Here is a 15628-nt window from a genome sequence, read left to right as displayed (position 1 = left end):
CTAGGTCGGCCATAGGTGCGGCGCGCGCGAGTCACGGGAGGACGCCGTCGCGCTCATGTGCCTCCGGACGCCCGCTGCTGCCGCAGCACCGCCACCCTCCGGTACAGCTCGATCGCCTCCGCGCCCCGTCCGAGCTGCTGCAGGCAGTGGGCCTCGTCATTGCGGCTGGCGAGGGTGTCCGGGTGGTCGGCGCCGAGGACGCGCTCGCGGGCGGTGGCCACCCTGCGGTACTCGGTGAGCGCGTCCGGCCAGCGGCCCAGCCAGCCCAGGCTCACAGCGACCTCGCGACGGCTGACCAGGGTGTCCGGGTGGTCCGGGCCGAGGACGCGCTCGCGGATCGCGCACACGTCGCGGGACTCGGCGAGCGCCTCCTCCCAGCGGCCGAGCCGGCCGAGGTTGACGCCGAGGCCGTGCCGGGCACGCAGGGTCTCGGGGTGGGCGGGGCCGTGGACGCGGACGCGGTCGTCGACGAGGTCGCGGTAGAGCTGCAGCGCCTCCGTGCTGCGGCCGAGCCGGCCGAGGCTGATGCCGACCTCGTAGCGGGCGGCGAGGGTGTCGGGGTGGTCGGGGCCGAGGGCCTGGGCGCGGGCGTCGGCGACCTCGCGGTAGGTCTGCAGGGCCTGCGCCCAGTGTCCCAACTGGCCGAGTGCGTAGGCGACCTCGTAGCGGGTGACGAGGGTGTCGGGGTGGTGCGGGCCGAGGACGCGGGCGCGGGCGGCGGCGACCTCCGTGGCCATGCGGTACGAGTCCTCCAGGCGGCCGAGCCTGCTGAGGTTGAAGGCGAGGTTGTGCCGGCAGCGCAGGGTGTCGGGGTGATCGGCGCCCATGGCGCGCTCCCGGGCGATGAGCACGGACGTGTAGACCTGGTGGGCGTCGAAGTGACGGCCCAACTGGCCGAGCACGTAGGCCATTTCCTGCCGGGCGGCGAGCGTCTCGGGGTGGTCCGGGCCGAGGGCGAGGCTGCGCGCGCGGGCGACGTGCTTGTACTCGCGCAGCGCGTCGGCGGCGCGGCCGGTGCGGCTGAGGGTGAACGCGACCTCGTAGCGGCTGGCGAGGGTGTCGGGGTGGTCGGGGCCGAGGAGGTGCTCGCGCTCGGCGGCGACGGCCCGGTGCACCTCGCCCGCCTCCGCCCAGCGGCCCAGCCGGCCGAGGCTGAGCCCGGCGTTGTGCCGTCCGGCCAGCGCGGTGAGCGTCTCCTGGGGCGGGGCGGGCGGCTCTTCGGGTACGGCGGTCCCGTCGGGCCGGCCGGTGGCGGGACGGGCGATCCACTCGCCGGTGAGGCCGGCCGCGGCGTCGGGGGGTGTGGTGCGCAGTCCGGCGCCGGTGGCCTTGTGGCCGGTGGTCATGCCGCGGGTCCAGGACGGCAGGCGGGGCTCGCGGGTGCCGGGCTCCGGTGGCCCGACGGCGGGTCGCGGGGGCCTGAGGGCGGGCTGCGGGGTCACCACGGTCGGGACGTACGCCGGTGTCGTACGGCCCAGTTCGATGCGGCGGCCCAACTCGCGGCCGTCGTGCGGGCGTTGCTCGGGGCGTTTGGCCAGCAGGTCGAGGATGATCTTCTCGAAGTACTCGGGCAGCTCGGCCCGGTGGCTGCGCGGCGGCCGGGGCGGGGTGTCGCGGTGGCCGACGAGGATGGCCCAGGGGTCGTCGAGGTCGAACGGCGGCACCCCGGTGGCGATCTCGTACAGCACGCACCCCAGCGAGTACAGGTCGCTGCGCTGGTCCACCTCCTCCCCGCCGATCTGCTCCGGCGACATGTAGTGCGGGGTGCCCATCGCGATGCCCGTGCCGGTCAGCCGGGAGGTGAAGCCGATGTCGTGGCCGAGGCGCGCGATGCCGAAGTCGCAGATCTTCACCGTGCCGTCGCCGAGCCGCATGATGTTCGCGGGCTTCAGATCGCGGTGCACGATGCCCTGCTGGTGGGTGTAGGCGAGGGCGGCGGCGACCTGGTCGGCGATGTCGACGACGTCCGGGACGGGCAGCGGGTGGTGCTTGTTGTCCTCCAGGAGCTGACTGAGATTGCGGCCCTGCAGCAGTTCCATGACCAGGAACAGGATGCCGTCGGACTCGCCGAAGTCGTGGACGACGGTCACCCCGCGGTGCTGCAGCGCCGCGGCCACCCGGGCCTCGCGGCGGAACCGCTCCCGCAGGACGCGGGTGAAGGAGTGGTCGTGGTGGGGCCCCAGCGGCTTGAGGCACTTCACGGCGACATGCCGGCCCAGCGACTCGTCGCGCGCACGCCACACCTCGCCCATACCGCCGCGCCCTATCGGATCGAGCAGCCGGTACCGGCCCTGGATCAGCCTGCTGTCCCCCATCTCCCGCGATCGCCCCCCGTCACGGTCCGCCCCACCCTCCCCCGGCTCGTCCAGTATGGCGAGCTATCGTCCGAGTTTGTACGGTGCCGGGCGCGAGCCCGGGCCGAGCCGGGCCATGGCGCGCAGGATGTGTTTGGGCGGGAGTTGCCAGCGCAGACGTGCGGGAACACAGCGCAGCAGGGTGCCCGTGACACGCAACTGGCGGGTGACGGTGGCGGGTTTCGGGGCCGGTCTGCCGTACAGCTCATGGGCGTACGGCGGCAGAGCGGCGTACGCCAGGTGCGCCACGCGCCGCCACAGCACCTCGCGCGCCGGGACGAGAAGGGGATGCGTCGGAGGGCGGAGGAGGAAGTCGTCCACCGCGCGTGCCTCGGGTCCGCACGCGAGCTCGGGCCGCACCTTCTCGAAGTACGCCGCCATCTCCGCCCGGTTCGCCGGTACGGCGTCGGGGTCGAGGCCCACCAGGCGGGCGCTGACCCGGTGTTCGCCGATGTAGCGGTCGGCCTGCGCGTCGGTGAGGGGGAACCCGGAGCGGCGGGCGACCTGCAGATAGGAGTCGATCTCGGCGCAGTGCACCCACAGCAGCAGTTCGGGTTCGTCGACGCCGTACCGCTCCCCCGTGTCCGGATCGGTGGCGCCGAGCATGCTGTGGATCTTCCGGACCCGTGCGCCGGCCCTCTCGGCGGCCTCGGTGGTGCCGTACGTGATCGTCCCGACGAAGTTGGCGGTGCGCAGCAGGCGGCCCCAGGCGTCCTCGCGGAAGTCGGAGTTCTGCATGACGCCGCGTACGGCGCGCGGGTGCAGGGCCTGGAGGTAGAGCGCGCGGACTCCGGCGACCCACATCATGGGGTCGCCGTGCATCTGCCAGGTGACCGAGTTCGGGGTGAACAGCCCGGGATCGCCCATGCCCGCAGGCTAACGCCGTACCCTCGGCATCCCCAGACCGATCCACGAGATGATCTCCCGCTGGATCTCGTTGTTGCCGCCGCCGAAGGTGAAGATCACCGCCGAGCGGTAGCCGCGCTCCAGCTCACCGTGGAGCACCGCCCCCGCCGAGCCCTCCTTGAGCGCACCCGGTGCGGCGACGATCTCCATCAGCCAGGCGTACGCGTCGCGGCGCGCCTCGGAGCCGTAGACCTTCACGGCGGAGGCGTCCTGCGGGGTCAGCGTGCCCTCCTGGACGGCGCCGACCATCTTCCAGTTCAGGAGCTTGAGGGCGTCGAGCCTGGTGTGGGTCTGGGCGAGGCGGCGGCGCACCCAGGGCAGGTCGATCACCCGGCGGCCGTCGGCGAGCTTGGTCTCCATGGCCCAGCGCTGGACGTCGTGCAGGGCGCGGATGGCCATGGTGCCGTGGGCGGCGAGGGTGACGCGCTCGTGGTTGAGCTGGTTGGTGATCAGGCGCCAGCCCTGGTTCTCCGCGCCGACACGGCGGCTGACCGGGACGCGGATGTTCTCGTAGTAGCTGGCCGTGGTGTCGTGCGAGGCGAGGGTGTTGATGAGGGTGCAGGAGTAACCGGGGTCGGTCGTCGGGACGAGGAGCATCGTGATGCCCTTGTGCGGCGGGGCGGCCGGGTCGGTGCGGACGGCCAGCCAGACCCAGTCGGCTGTGTCGCCGTTGGTCGTCCAGATCTTCTGCCCGTTGACGACGTACTCGTCGCCGTCGCGCACGGCCCGCGTCCTGAGCGAGGCCAGGTCCGTGCCCGCGTCGGGCTCGCTGTAGCCGATCGCGAAGTCGATCTCGCCGGAGAGGATCTTCGGCAGGAAGTACGCCTTCTGCTCGTCCGAGCCGTACTGCATGATCGTCGGGCCGACGGTGTTGAGCGCCATCAGCGGCAGCGGTACGCCCGCCTGGGCCGCCTCGTCGAAGAAGATGAACTGTTCCATCGCGGTCAGCCCGCGTCCGCCGTACTCCTTGGGCCAGCCGACGCCGAGCCAGCCGTCCGCGCCGAGCCGTCGGATCGTCTTGCGGTAGTGGCGCTTCTGGGCCGCCGGGTCGGTGATGGGGGCACCTCCCATGCCTTTCGGGCCATGGGGGAGGGTGTGCGCGAGGTCCGGCACCAACTCGGCGAAGTAGTCGCGCAGTTCGGTGCGCAGCCGCTGCTGCTCGGGCGTGTATTCGAGATGCACGGCGCCTCCAGGCTCCCAAGGCCGGTCCTGACGGCGCACACCGTAGAACGTGTTTCAGAAATTGGGAATGGCGAGGCCTGGAATGGCTCGCAGCGGCGGGATCCGGCGGCGGAACTGTTCGCGTGCCTGCCGCGAACCGGTCAGTCGAGCGTGGCCATGAAGTCCGTGCAGGCCCGTGCGCAGTCCCGGCACGCCCGCGCGGCGTCCTCGGCGTCCGGGTGCCGGTCGAAGGCATGGGCGCACTCCAGGCTCACCGTCCGGGTCCACTCCAGCTGGACGCGCAGGGCGCTCTCGTCCAGCTGGTTCTCCTCGGCCAGCATCCGGCAGGTCGCGTCACACACCTCGGCGCACATGATGCCCTTGCGGCGCAGGAGTTCCTGCTCCTCGGCCCCGTCCGGATCCACCAGGCTCGCGCGCAGGGCACAGGCCCGGGCGCACTCGGTGCAGGCCTGAGCGCACGCGAATCGGTCCTCCAGGAACTGGACGGGCTGCTGCTGGGACGTTGTCTGTGTCACGCCGGTCGGGTAGCCGGTCCGGGGCACGCCAAACCCGGGGCGGGTTCACGCGGGACGCCACGGGTACTCGCGGCCCATGACCATCGCATCGATCGCAGCCACGGACATCGCGTCCACCGACATCGCCTCTACCGACATCGCCGCGAAGGGTGCGCTCGGCATCGGCCTGCTCGTCGCCGGGCTGGCCGTCGTGGCGCTGCTCATCGGCGCCTTCGTGCTGGGCGCCCGGATCAGGCGCCGTGAGCCGCCGCCCCCGCGCCCGGAGGAACAGCCCCGGCCGCCCGAGGACGGCCCCGTCCAGGAGGTCCGGGAGCACCGGGAACCCAACGAGGTGCCCCGGAGCGATCACCGGCTGACCCCGCACGAGATGCCCGGCCACGGCAACATCCCGTCCCGTCCCAGCCCCTCGCAGGAACGGCCACGTTGGAGCGAGGGCGGCAGCGGGTCGTTCGGCAGCGGGGGCCCGGGCAGGCACTGACGCCCGCGCGGCGGCGTGGGTGCCGCGATCCGGGGTACAGGGCGGGCGACCGGGGCGCGGGGCGGCGGTCGGGGCACCTGGGTGCGACGTCAGGGGCTGCCGTCGTCGCCGGCGAACCTCCGCGCGAGGTCGCGGTGATGCTCCGCCACCTGGCCCGCCCGGTCCGCGGTGACGACGGCGCCCGGCATGGCGCCGAGCCGTTCGATCTCCTCGGCGAGGCGCAGGTGCTGGGCGTGGGCGTGCTCACGGCAGGCCAGGCAGGTCACGCTCTCGGGCCGCGGTGAGGTCATGGCATACGGAACCCGCAGCCCACAGCCGGTGGCGACCGTCGCCGGCAGGTCTGCGACCAGGCCGAACGTGGCGGCCAGGAGATCACGCGCGCGTGCGTCGGAGCGGGGCGGCTTCTTCTCGACGTGGATGTGCGCACTGGTGGTGTCGTCCTTCGGTCCTGAGGGCGAGTCCATCGGTTCCTGCCTCACCGTTGCGGTGTGCCGGGGTCGGTTCCACTCGCAGGGTACGTTCGCGCGGTCCGGCCGCCGGAGTGCGCTGCCCGTCGTCGGTCAGTACGGTGCTTTCATGGCCGGCGACAAGGCGGAGAAGCTGTCTCGCAAGACGTACGAGAAGGAACTGCTGCGCCTGCAGACGGAGTTGGTGAAACTGCAGGAGTGGGTGCGTGCGGAGGGCGCCCGCGTGGTCGTGGTGTTCGAGGGGCGGGACGCCGCGGGCAAGGGCGGCACCATCAAGCGGGTCACGGAACACCTGAACCCGCGGTTCGCGCGGATCGCGGCGCTGCCCAAGCCGACCGAGCGCGAGCGTACGCAGTGGTACTTCCAGCGGTACATCGGGCATCTGCCGGCCGCCGGGGAGATCGTGCTGTTCGACCGCAGCTGGTACAACCGGGCCGGTGTCGAGCACGTCATGGGCTTCTGCACCAAGGAGGAGCACCAGCTCTTCCTGCGCCAGTGCCCCCTCTTCGAGCGGATGCTGGTGGAGGAAGGGATCCTGCTGCGCAAGTACTGGTTCTCGGTGAGCGACGAGGAGCAGCAGGAACGCTTCCGCCGCCGCCTGGAGGACCCGCTGCGTCGCTGGAAGCTGTCCCCGATGGACCTGGAGTCGATCACCCGCTGGGAGGAGTACTCCCGGGCCAAGGACGAGATGATGGTGCACACCGACATCACCGAGGCGCCCTGGTACGTCGTCGAGAGCGACGACAAGCGCCGGGCCCGACTGAACATGATCGCCCACCTGCTGGACTCCGTGCCGTACCAGGACGTGCCTCCACCGGTCCTGGACCTGCCCGAGCGGCCGGCGTCGACCGGCTACCGGCGACCGCCGCGCGATCTGCAGAACTACGTCCCGGACCACGCGGCGAACCTCTGAGCCCGGCCCGTGGGCGGCTCGCCGCCAGGACGTCCGCGCGGCTCGCCGCTCTCACTCCGGCCCGGACCGGACGACGGCGACCGGGCAGTGCGCGTGGTGCAGCAGGGCCTGGCTCACCGAGCCCAGGAGCAGCCCGGCGAACCCGCCCCTGCCGCGCGCCCCGGCCACGACGAGCCCGGCGTCGGCGCTGGCCTCGATGAGGGTGTGGCGGATCCGGCCGCGCACCAGCCTGCGGTCCACGTCGACGTCGGGGTACCGCTCGCGCAGCCCGCCCAGCGCCTCGGCCAGCACCCGCTCCTCCTCGTCACGCAGCCGGTCCTCGTCGTACGTCACGAAGGGCGGGTCGGCCGGCTGGTCGTAGGCCCGCTCGGATCGGGTGCTCCAGGCGTGCAGCGCCACCAGGTTCGTGCCGCGCGCGGCTGCCTCGGCGAAGGCGAACTCGACGGCGCCCCGGGCCGCGGGCGAGTCGTCGACGGCGAGCAGCACCGGCCCGCCCGGATCCGGCCTGCCACGCACCACGATCACCGGGCAGGCGGCGTGAGCGGACAGATGACCTGCGGTGGAGCCGAGCAGCAGCGCGCCGAACCGGCTCAGTCCCCGGCTCCCCACCACGGCCAGGGACGCGGCGCGCGACTCGATCTCCAGCACCATGACCGGTTCGCCGACGACGATCTCGCGCATGATCACGACGTCCGGCGCCGTCTCGTGGGCGCGCCGCTCGGCCTTGGCGAGCGTACCGTCGATCAGCTCGCGCACCCCGCCACCGCTCGGTTCCCACAGCCGGCCACCGGGCGGAATGTGCGCGGCCGGCCAGCCGAAGGCGTGCACCAGCCGCAGCCCCACGCCCCGCAGCGCGGCCTCCCGCGCCGCGACCTCCACCGCCGCCAGACTCGACGGCGAACCGTCCACCCCCACGACAACCGGGCCGTTCATCGCGCTCCCCTTTCCGTGCAGGATCCGCGGGCCGTACGACATCTGCGCGCCGGGCCCGGAACGCTCCGTGCCGGTACCGGGCCGGGCCGTCGGCCGCTGTCTCCCGGCCTCTCCCAGCCTCCCCCCGGCGCCCGCCTCCCGCACCGGCCCGGGGCAGGGTCAGTCGGGCAGGACCAGGCGCCCGGTCTCCCCCGGCTGCAGGGACACCTCGCGGCCCGGCAGCCGTACGTCGATCGGTGAGACGTCGTGGGAGGGGACCGCGATCTCCAGCAGTCCTCGTTCCAGCCGCAGCCGTACGCCCCAGTTGCCCTGGTAGCGCAGGGAGAACCCGTAGGAGGACAGCTCGGGCAGCGGCACGGGGTCGAGCCACAGGGCGCCGCCCCGGGTCTCCAGGCCGGTCAGCCCGCGCTGGACGAGGTCGAGGGTGCCGGCCATGGCGCCCAGGTGGATGCCCTCGCCGGTGGTGCCGCCCTGCACGTCGGCGATGTCGCCCTGGAGGGCCTCCTGACAGAACTTCCAGGCCTCGCTGCGCCGGCACCGGGCCAGCACCCAGCCGTGGACCAGGCCGCTGAGGGTGGATCCGTGGCTGGTGCGGTGCATGTAGTAGTCGACGGTGCGCCGCCACACGTCCTCGTCCAGCCGGACCCCCAACCGGCGGAACAGCCCCTCCAGTTCGGCCGGTGCGAAGAGGTAGCCGAGCATCAGCACGTCGGCCTGCTTGGAGGCCTTGTAGCGGTTGACGGTGTCGCCCTCGGCCTCCAGGATCCGGTCCAGCCGCCGGATGTCCCCGTACCGCTCGCGGTAGCCGCTCCAGTCGAGCTCGGCGAGGTCGCCGTAGCCCGCGAACTGGCTGATCACGTCGTCGTGGAGGGGGACGTGGAGGGTGCGTGAGACGTCCTCCCACCGTTCGAGTTCACTCCCGTCCAGGCCGGTGCGCTCGAGGAGTTCACGCCGGCGGGGCTCGGGGAGGATGCCGATCAGCTCGATGGTGCGGGTGAGCACCCAGGCGGCGGTGACGTTGGTGTACGCGTTGTCGTCGAGGCCGGGCGCGTCGGCGTCCGGGTAGGACTCGTGGTACTCGTCGGGGCCGACGACGCCCTTGATGCGGTGGCGGCCGAGACTCTCGTCGTAAACGGCTTTGTCCGCCCAGAAACGGGCGATGTACAACAGCATCTCGGCGCCCTTGGTGTGCAGGAACTCCGTGTCGCCGCTCGCCTCGCAGTACTGCCACACGTTGTAGGCGATCGCCGAGCCGACGTGGTGCTGGAGCCGGGAGTGGTCGGGCAGCCAGCGTCCCGAGCGCGGGTTGAGATGGAGCTGCTGGGTCTCCTCACGCCCGTCGCTGCCGCTCTGCCACGGATACATGGCGCCCCGGCGGCCCACTGCCCCGGCGCTGGTCCGGGCCTGTTCGAGGCGTCGGTGGCGGTAGCGCAGCAGGGCGCGGGAGACCTCCGGGAAGTGCAGGTTGAGATAGGGCAGGACGAACAGCTCGTCCCAGAAGACATGGCCGCGGTAGGCCTCGCCGTGCAGTCCCCTCGCGGGTACGCCGACGTCGAGGTCGGCGGTGTGCGGGGAGAGGGTCTGCAGGACATGGAAGAGGTGCAGCCGCAGGATGCGGCCCGACTCGCCGGGGACGTCGAGTTCGGCGCGCCGCCAGAGCTGACCCCAGGCGGCACGATGCGTCTCGGCCAGCGCGTCGAAGCCGGGGGCCCGGCCCACCCGGTCGACGGCGGCGTGCAGCGGGTCGCTGATGGCCGGGTCGCGGGAGGTGTGCAGGGCCACTGTCTTGTCGACCGTGACGGTGTGGCCGGGCACCATGTGGACCGTCACCCGCTGGATGGCGTACGGCCGTTCATGACGGATCGTGAGGGGTGCCTCGGCCTCGGCCCCGGTCCGGGCGGTCAGCCGGGCCGCGATGCCGATCCGGGTGTCGGAGGTGCGGGTTCGGCAGCGCAGCCAGACCGTGTCCGGGGCGGCGGTGCCGGTGTGGATGTGGGTGAGATGGCGGCCGTCGAGGTCCCGGTAGCGTGGCACGCCGGCGTTGGTGACCGAGCCGTCCAGGGCCGCCTCCACCTCGAGCGGTCCGGAGAACCCGTCGGCCGTGAACTCGGTGCGCAGAGCCGCCAGATGGGGATCGGCCATGTGCACCAGCCGCAGCTGACGGACCGTCAATACCCGGTCGTCGCCGAGGTCGTACCGCGTCCGGCGCTCCAGCAGCCCCGCGGACATGTGCAGCAGCTGCCGGTGGTCGAGCACGGGCGTGGTGTCGGGGGCGATCCAGTGGCCGTCGGGGAGGCGGAAGCGCAGGGGAAGCCAGTTGGGGACGTTGACCATGTCCTCGTTCTCCACCCGGCGGCCCGCGACCTTGGAGGTGAGGCGGTTGTAGATGCCGGCCACATAGGTCCCCGGGTAGTGGACGTCGTCGGCGGCACACTCGGGCAGCGCGCCCCGTGTGGCGAAGTAGCCGTTTCCGAGCGTGCACAGCGACTCCCGGAGGCGTTCGTCGGCGGGCTCGTAGCCCTCGTACTCCCAGCTCCACCCCGGTGCTTCGGCCTCCGGGCTCCGGTCGTCCGTCACGTCGGCGCTCCTCCCGCGCAGAGTTCTCCGAGGTCCTGTACGACGATGTCGGCGCCGTGCCGCAGCAGCCGCGCCCCGGTGTCCGCGCCGGCGGCCCGGTCCACCCCCACCACCAGGGCGAAGCCGCCTCGCCGGCCCGCCTCGACGCCGGCCAGGGCATCCTCGACGACGGCGGCCCGGTCGGCCGGGACGCCGAGCCGGCGGACCGCTTCCAGGAACAGATCGGGCTCCGGTTTGCCCGGGAGGTCCAGCCTGGCGGCCTCGCCGCCGTCCACCAGGGCGTCGAACAGGTCGAGCACCCCTGCCCGGTCCAGCAGCTCACCGGCGTGCCGGGAGGCGGAGGCCGCGGCACGGGGCACTCCCGCGGCGCGCAGTGCCTTCACCAGCCGTACGGTCCCCGGGTAGGCGTCGACGCCGTGCTCGCGCAACCGCTGGGTGAACAGGCGCTCCTTGTCCGCGGCGACGGCCCGTACCGTCTCGGCCGACGTCTCGATGCCGCGCGCGGCCAGGAAGGCCTCGGCTCCGTCGAGGCGGGACTTTCCGTCGACGTGACGCAGGTAGTCGTCCCGCTCGTCGAAGGGGCGGCGCAGGCCGGGGTCCTCGGGCGGGTGGGCCCGCAGGAAGGCGTCGAAGGCCACCTTCCAGGCGGCGGCGTGCACCCTGGCCGAGTCGGTGATCACGCCGTCGGTGTCGAAGACGACGGCGCGTACGTCACGCAGCACGGGGGCGAGCGCGGCGCGGGACGCCTCAAGGGACGTGTCGGGGCTGCGGGGCCGGTGCATCGGTCACCTCCGCCGCGGCAGGACGGCGACCGGGCCCGGTGCGGGGCGGTACCTCAGTCGGACGGCATCCTGGGGATGCCCGCGCGCGCCGACGTCACGGAACGCGAATCGCACGGCCTCTCACCTCCGCTCGACGGCTCTCCCACGCCCTGCGGGATCCGCTGATGGGTACCCGCCGAGCCCGCCTTGTCACCTCCGGGTGTCGCCTCCGTCCGCAACGGGGCCGAGCGGCCCTGGCGCATCCGTCCCGCGCGTGGTGTGCTGGAGGTGACGGGAAGGACCCGCAAGGACGCGGAGAAGCGGCTGGCGGCCGTGCACCGCGCAATCAGGATCCGCGAGAAGTGGATGGGGCCCTTCCCGCCCCTTGCTGTGGCCCGCCTTGTTTCCCGGGCCCGTCGCCACACCTCTCATGACACGCCACCGCAGGCCTGTGCGCATCCCCGGGACCGACGGCGTCAGTCGCCCCGGTACAGCGCGGTGAGCAGCTCGATCGCCGCCGGTGCGGCGGGATGCGGGTCGTCGCGCCACCAGGCCAGCCGGACGGCGATGGGTTCGGCGTCCCGTACCGGCCGGTAGACGACACCGGGGCGCGGGTACTGGTTGGCGGTGGCCTCGGCGGTCACGCCGACGCAGCGGCCGGTGGCGATCACCGTGAGCCAGTCGTCGACGTCGTGGGTCTCCTCGGTCGCCGGGCGCGCGTCGGGCGGCCACAGTTCGGTGGTCGTGGTCCCGGTGCGGCGGTCGACCAGGAGGGTGCGGCCGCTGAGGTCGGCCAGCCGGACCGCGCGGCGCCGGGCCAGCGGGTCGTCGGCGGCCACGGCGCACAGCCGCCGCTCCAGCCCGACGATGGCGGAGTCGAACCGCCGGTCGTCCACGGGCCGGCGTACGACGGACAGGTCGCAGGCGCCCTCCGCGAGCCCCGCCGTGGCCGAGTTGACGCGCACGAGCTGCAGATCGGTCCCGGGGTGCGCGGCGGCCCAGCGGCGCTGGAAGGCCGGGGTGTGCCGGCCGAGCGCCGCCCAGGCGTAGCCCATCCGCAGCCGGGCGTGCCCGGAGCCTGCCTCCCGGACCAGGTCGTCCACCTCGCCGAGCACGCGCCGGGCGTGCGCCAGGACCCGCAGACCGGTGCCGGTCGGGGTCACTTCGCGGGAGGTGCGCCGCAACAGCCTTACGCCCAGGGCGCGTTCGAGGGAGGCCAGCGAGCGGGAGACGGCCGCCTGGGAGACGCCGAGGGCGATGGCGGCGTCGGTGAAGGTGCCCTCGTCGACGATGGCGACGAGGGCGCGCAACTGCCTCAGCTCCACACCCGTGACCGACGCGTTGACCGAAACATCCATGACTGAAGCGTATAGCTGGGCTCGGCGACGCATTTTACGCAAGGACGGAGCCGTCCCACGATGAGCGCATGCGCACCCGCCCCGCGTCGGCGCCTGCTCCCGCGTCCGCCCCCGCACCCGCCTCCGCACCTGCCTCCGCCTCCTCGCCCGTGACCGCAGAGCCGGCGGGTGGGCGTCTCGCCGGTGTGGCCACCATGGTCGGCAGCGGTCTGTCCACCCAGACGGGCGCCGCGATCGGCTCCCTCGCCTTCCCCGTCCTCGGCCCCGTGGGCGTCGTCGCCGTCCGCCAGTACGTCGCCGCCCTGGTCCTGCTGGCCGTCGGCAGGCCCAGGCTGCGTACGTTCACGTGGGGTCAGTGGTGGCCGGTCGCCCTGCTGGCGCTGGTGTTCGGCACCATGAACCTCTCGCTGTACTCCGCGATCGACCGCGTCGGGCTGGGCCTGGCGGTGACGTTGGAGTTCCTCGGCCCTCTCGCCATCGCGCTGGCGACCTCCCGCCGCCGTGTCGACGTCTGCTGTGCGGTGATCGCCGCTGCCGGGGTCGTCACCCTGATGCGCCCGCAGCCCTCGACCGACTACCTCGGGATGGCCCTGGGCCTGCTGGCCGCCGTCTGCTGGGCGTCGTACATCCTGCTCAACCGCACCGTCGGCCGACGTCTCCCCGGAGCGCAGGGCGCGGCTGCCGCGTCCTGTCTGTCCGCCCTGACGTTCCTGCCGGTCGGCGTCGTCGTCGCCCTCCGGCATCCGCCCACGGCCGGCGCCGTCGCCTGCGCGGTGGCCGCCGGTGTGCTCGCCTCCGCCGTGCCGTACCTCGCGGACCTGTTCACCCTGCGACACGTCCCGGCCCGGGCCTTCGGGCTGTTCATGAGCGTCAACCCCGTCCTCGCGGCCCTGGTCGGCCTGATCGGTCTGGGCCAGGAGCTCGGGGCGCCGGAGTGGGCGGCCATCGGCGCCGTCGTGGCCGCCAACGCGCTCAGCATTGCGACGTCGCGGAACTGACGGGCGGGAAGGTACGGCTCCGGCTCCCCGGCCCGCACTGACTGACGTCTGCGCACCAACTCTGCGGGCCCTGTTGACAGTTGCCGTCAGCCGGGAATGACCCGGACGTCAACTGTCGTGCCCCAGTGAACGCACAGCGTGCGTTCCCCCTCTTGCACGGCGAAACACCCCCCACCTGAAAGGGATACGCCGTGCGCACACGTACGCGTATACACACGACCTCTGCGGGGCAGGTGCTCCTCGCCCTCACCGCGGCGGGCTCGGTGCTCGCCTCCCCGCTCTCCCCCGCCGTCGCGGCACCCTCGGCCGGGACCGCCGATCTCCGCGCGGACGTCGACCGCGACGGCCGGGTCGACATCACCGGTGACACCGACACGGCCGGCGAGGACAGATGGTCCGTCGGCCGGGGAGCGGTTCACCTCCCCAACCTCGACGACGACACCGAGCGCTGCCCGGTCAAGGGCCCGGGCGGGCGGCCGTTGTCCGACGCCAAGCTGGCCGCCTGCAACGACGCCTCCGACAAGAAGGTCAACGGGAGTGCCGACGCCGCCGATCTCGCCCGGGTCCGCTCGGTGCCGATGCCGGGCCTGGCGTCCGGGGCGAAGGGCAGCGTGCAGGTGACGGCCGGGGCCAAGTACACCCGGGTCTTCCTCAAGCGCTCCGGTGGCTGGGTCCTGGTCACGGCCGGCACCCGGCTGTCGGCGGCGGAGTTGCGCTCCGGCGTGGAGTTCGGCGTCGAGGCCACCGACATCATCCGGGACACCGCGAAGTGGGACGGCCGGGCGGTGATCCGGTTGAACGTGACGTCCGCCGGCCGGACCACGTCCGACGCGGTCACCCTGCGCGTCGCCCCGCTCCTGACCCACCACCACCTGCAGAACACCCAGCAGGTCATGGTCACCAAGGTGCCCGGCGACAGCGCCGCCGACCAGCCCTACCGGCAGTTCGTGAAGAACCTGCAGACCGAGGTGCGGCGCGCCGGGATCACCAAGCCGCTCGTGACCTTCGACAAGTACGGCGACATCTGGGCGCAGGACTTCGTCGAGCCGGCCTACGTCAGCATGACCGGCCCGGGCGGGCGCCGGCAGGCGATGCGCGTGATGCTGCGCTCGGCGCAGCCCGACCGGGAGGCGGGCCGGGAGCTGTTCGAGAAGGTGCGCGGCCGCGACGTCGGCGTGGTGCAGGTCTCCGGCGTGCGCGACTCGGAGGAGTGGACGCTCAACTCGATGGGGAACCTGGAGACCGTTCCGCCCTACACGCACGGCGGGCGCTCCTTCCCGGCCGGCCGCATCGTCATGGGCCACCGCAAGGACACCGGTTCCAAGCCCGCGCAGGCGATGCGCACCCTGCTGAAGTCCCAGGGCCTGCAGGACCCGCTCCTGCTGGACACCTCGTGGCTGGGCGTCGGCCACGTCGACGAGTTCGTGCAGTTCCTGCCCGCGGACACCCCGCGCGGCTGGCGGATCGGGGTCGCCGACCCGCAGGCCGGGCTGAAGCTCCTGCGCGACGCGCAGCGGGACGGCCACGGCGGGACCAGGATGTTCTCCGTTCCCCGCCGGGGCGACCAGCCGGCGCCGAAGGAGACCATCGACCAGGCCCTCGCCGCCCGGCACTTCGTGGCCGACAACACCATGGCCGCTCAGCGCATCGCGGCCAACCTCGACATCCTCAAGCGCGAGACGGGCGTCACCGACGAGGAGATCGTGCGCGTGCCGGCCCTGTACACCCGGGAGGCCGAGATGTCGTCGGCCGACGGGCAGGAGGTGTCCGTGCCGCGTCTGACGCGGATGGGCGGCGACCCGGCGCTCGTGGACGCGCTCGGCAGGTACGGCCAGCAGCAATGGCTCGCTGATGACCACCGCGCCTCCGCAGGCCGGGCCGCCGCGGTCCCGACGAGCGCCTACGTCCCCGGCGCCGTCAACGGTGTCCTGCTCGCCCGCGACCGCTATCTCGCCCCGCGCCAGTGGGGCCCCGTCATCGGCGGCGAGGACATCTTCACGCGGGCCGTCACGGCCGTGTACACGCGAGTCGGTCTGAAGGTGTCGTACATCGACGACTGGTACACCTACCACCTGGGCATGGGCGAGGTGCACTGCGGAACCAACACCCTGCGTGAGACCGCCGCGGCCTGGTGGAAGTCGAACTGACGGCCATGTGGTCCGCGTCCGCCGGTGCGGGCGCGGACC

The 15628-nt window shown here is 73.0% G+C and carries 13 protein-coding genes; 4 read left to right on the top strand and 9 right to left on the bottom strand.

Features of this window, described 5'->3' with window-relative positions; all coding sequences use genetic code 11:
• Positions 1-53 precede the first annotated feature (53 nt).
• The 4 genes from EJ357_RS44025 to EJ357_RS44010 all read right to left on the bottom strand — a co-directional run bounded on the left by EJ357_RS44025 (position 54) and on the right by EJ357_RS44010 (position 4957).
• Positions 54-2315, bottom strand: a complete 2262-nt coding sequence (locus EJ357_RS44025; protein WP_126397910.1) for a serine/threonine-protein kinase — start codon at positions 2313-2315, stop codon at positions 54-56.
• 63 nt (positions 2316-2378) lie between these two features.
• Positions 2379-3221: an oxygenase MpaB family protein gene (locus tag EJ357_RS44020; RefSeq protein WP_126397908.1), complete on the bottom strand. Its 843-nt coding sequence runs from the start codon at positions 3219-3221 to the stop codon at positions 2379-2381.
• A gap of 9 nt (positions 3222-3230) precedes the next feature.
• Positions 3231-4442, bottom strand: a complete 1212-nt coding sequence (locus EJ357_RS44015) for an acyl-CoA dehydrogenase family protein (protein ID WP_126397906.1) — start codon at positions 4440-4442, stop codon at positions 3231-3233.
• A gap of 140 nt (positions 4443-4582) precedes the next feature.
• Positions 4583-4957 carry a ferredoxin gene (locus tag EJ357_RS44010; protein ID WP_126397904.1) on the bottom strand — a complete coding sequence of 125 codons (375 nt, stop codon included), beginning with the start codon at positions 4955-4957 and terminating at the stop codon, positions 4583-4585.
• Positions 4958-5033: 76 nt separating this feature from the next.
• Between EJ357_RS44010 and EJ357_RS44005 the strand changes: the two genes are divergently transcribed.
• Positions 5034-5435 (top strand): DUF6479 family protein, encoded by a 402-nt coding sequence (locus EJ357_RS44005; protein ID WP_126397902.1) that lies wholly within the window; start codon positions 5034-5036, stop codon positions 5433-5435.
• Between the two features lie 89 nt (positions 5436-5524).
• Here the strand turns inward: EJ357_RS44005 and EJ357_RS44000 are convergent, their stop codons facing one another.
• Positions 5525-5899 carry a hypothetical protein gene (locus EJ357_RS44000; RefSeq protein ID WP_126400857.1) on the bottom strand — a complete coding sequence of 125 codons (375 nt, stop codon included), beginning with the start codon at positions 5897-5899 and terminating at the stop codon, positions 5525-5527.
• Positions 5900-6011: 112 nt separating this feature from the next.
• Between EJ357_RS44000 and ppk2 the strand changes: the two genes are divergently transcribed.
• Complete coding sequence (ppk2, locus tag EJ357_RS43995) at positions 6012-6815, top strand: polyphosphate kinase 2 (RefSeq protein ID WP_126397900.1); 804 nt, start codon at positions 6012-6014, stop codon at positions 6813-6815.
• A 51-nt stretch (positions 6816-6866) separates the two neighbouring features.
• Here ppk2 and EJ357_RS43990 read toward each other — a convergent pair whose 3' ends face one another.
• The 4 genes from EJ357_RS43990 to EJ357_RS43975 all read right to left on the bottom strand — a co-directional run bounded on the left by EJ357_RS43990 (position 6867) and on the right by EJ357_RS43975 (position 12444).
• Entirely contained in the window at positions 6867-7748 is an 882-nt protein-coding gene (locus EJ357_RS43990; RefSeq protein ID WP_126397898.1) for a universal stress protein, read from the bottom strand.
• 159 nt (positions 7749-7907) lie between these two features.
• Positions 7908-10325: a glycoside hydrolase family 65 protein gene (locus tag EJ357_RS43985; RefSeq protein WP_126397896.1), complete on the bottom strand. Its 2418-nt coding sequence runs from the start codon at positions 10323-10325 to the stop codon at positions 7908-7910.
• Positions 10322-11107: an HAD family hydrolase gene (locus tag EJ357_RS43980; RefSeq protein ID WP_126397894.1), complete on the bottom strand. Its 786-nt coding sequence runs from the start codon at positions 11105-11107 to the stop codon at positions 10322-10324. The genes EJ357_RS43985 and EJ357_RS43980 overlap by 4 nt, the downstream gene beginning before the upstream one ends.
• A 455-nt stretch (positions 11108-11562) precedes the next feature.
• Positions 11563-12444: a LysR family transcriptional regulator gene (locus EJ357_RS43975; RefSeq protein ID WP_126397892.1), complete on the bottom strand. Its 882-nt coding sequence runs from the start codon at positions 12442-12444 to the stop codon at positions 11563-11565.
• Between the two features lie 68 nt (positions 12445-12512).
• Here EJ357_RS43975 and EJ357_RS43970 point away from each other — a divergent pair, with 68 nt between their 5' ends.
• On the top strand, positions 12513-13442 hold the full coding sequence (locus tag EJ357_RS43970) for an EamA family transporter (RefSeq protein WP_126397890.1): 930 nt from the start codon (positions 12513-12515) through the stop codon (positions 13440-13442).
• A 191-nt stretch (positions 13443-13633) separates the two neighbouring features.
• On the top strand, positions 13634-15589 hold the full coding sequence (locus tag EJ357_RS43965; protein ID WP_228472797.1) for a protein-arginine deiminase domain-containing protein: 1956 nt from the start codon (positions 13634-13636) through the stop codon (positions 15587-15589).
• The last annotated feature ends 39 nt before the right edge of the window (positions 15590-15628 follow it).

The sequence above is a fragment of the Streptomyces cyaneochromogenes genome (assembly GCF_003963535.1).
Classification (GTDB): Bacteria; Actinomycetota; Actinomycetes; order Streptomycetales; family Streptomycetaceae; genus Streptomyces; species Streptomyces shaanxiensis.
Note: the sequence above shows the minus strand (reverse complement) of the source record. Positions and strands in the feature narration are given on the sequence as shown.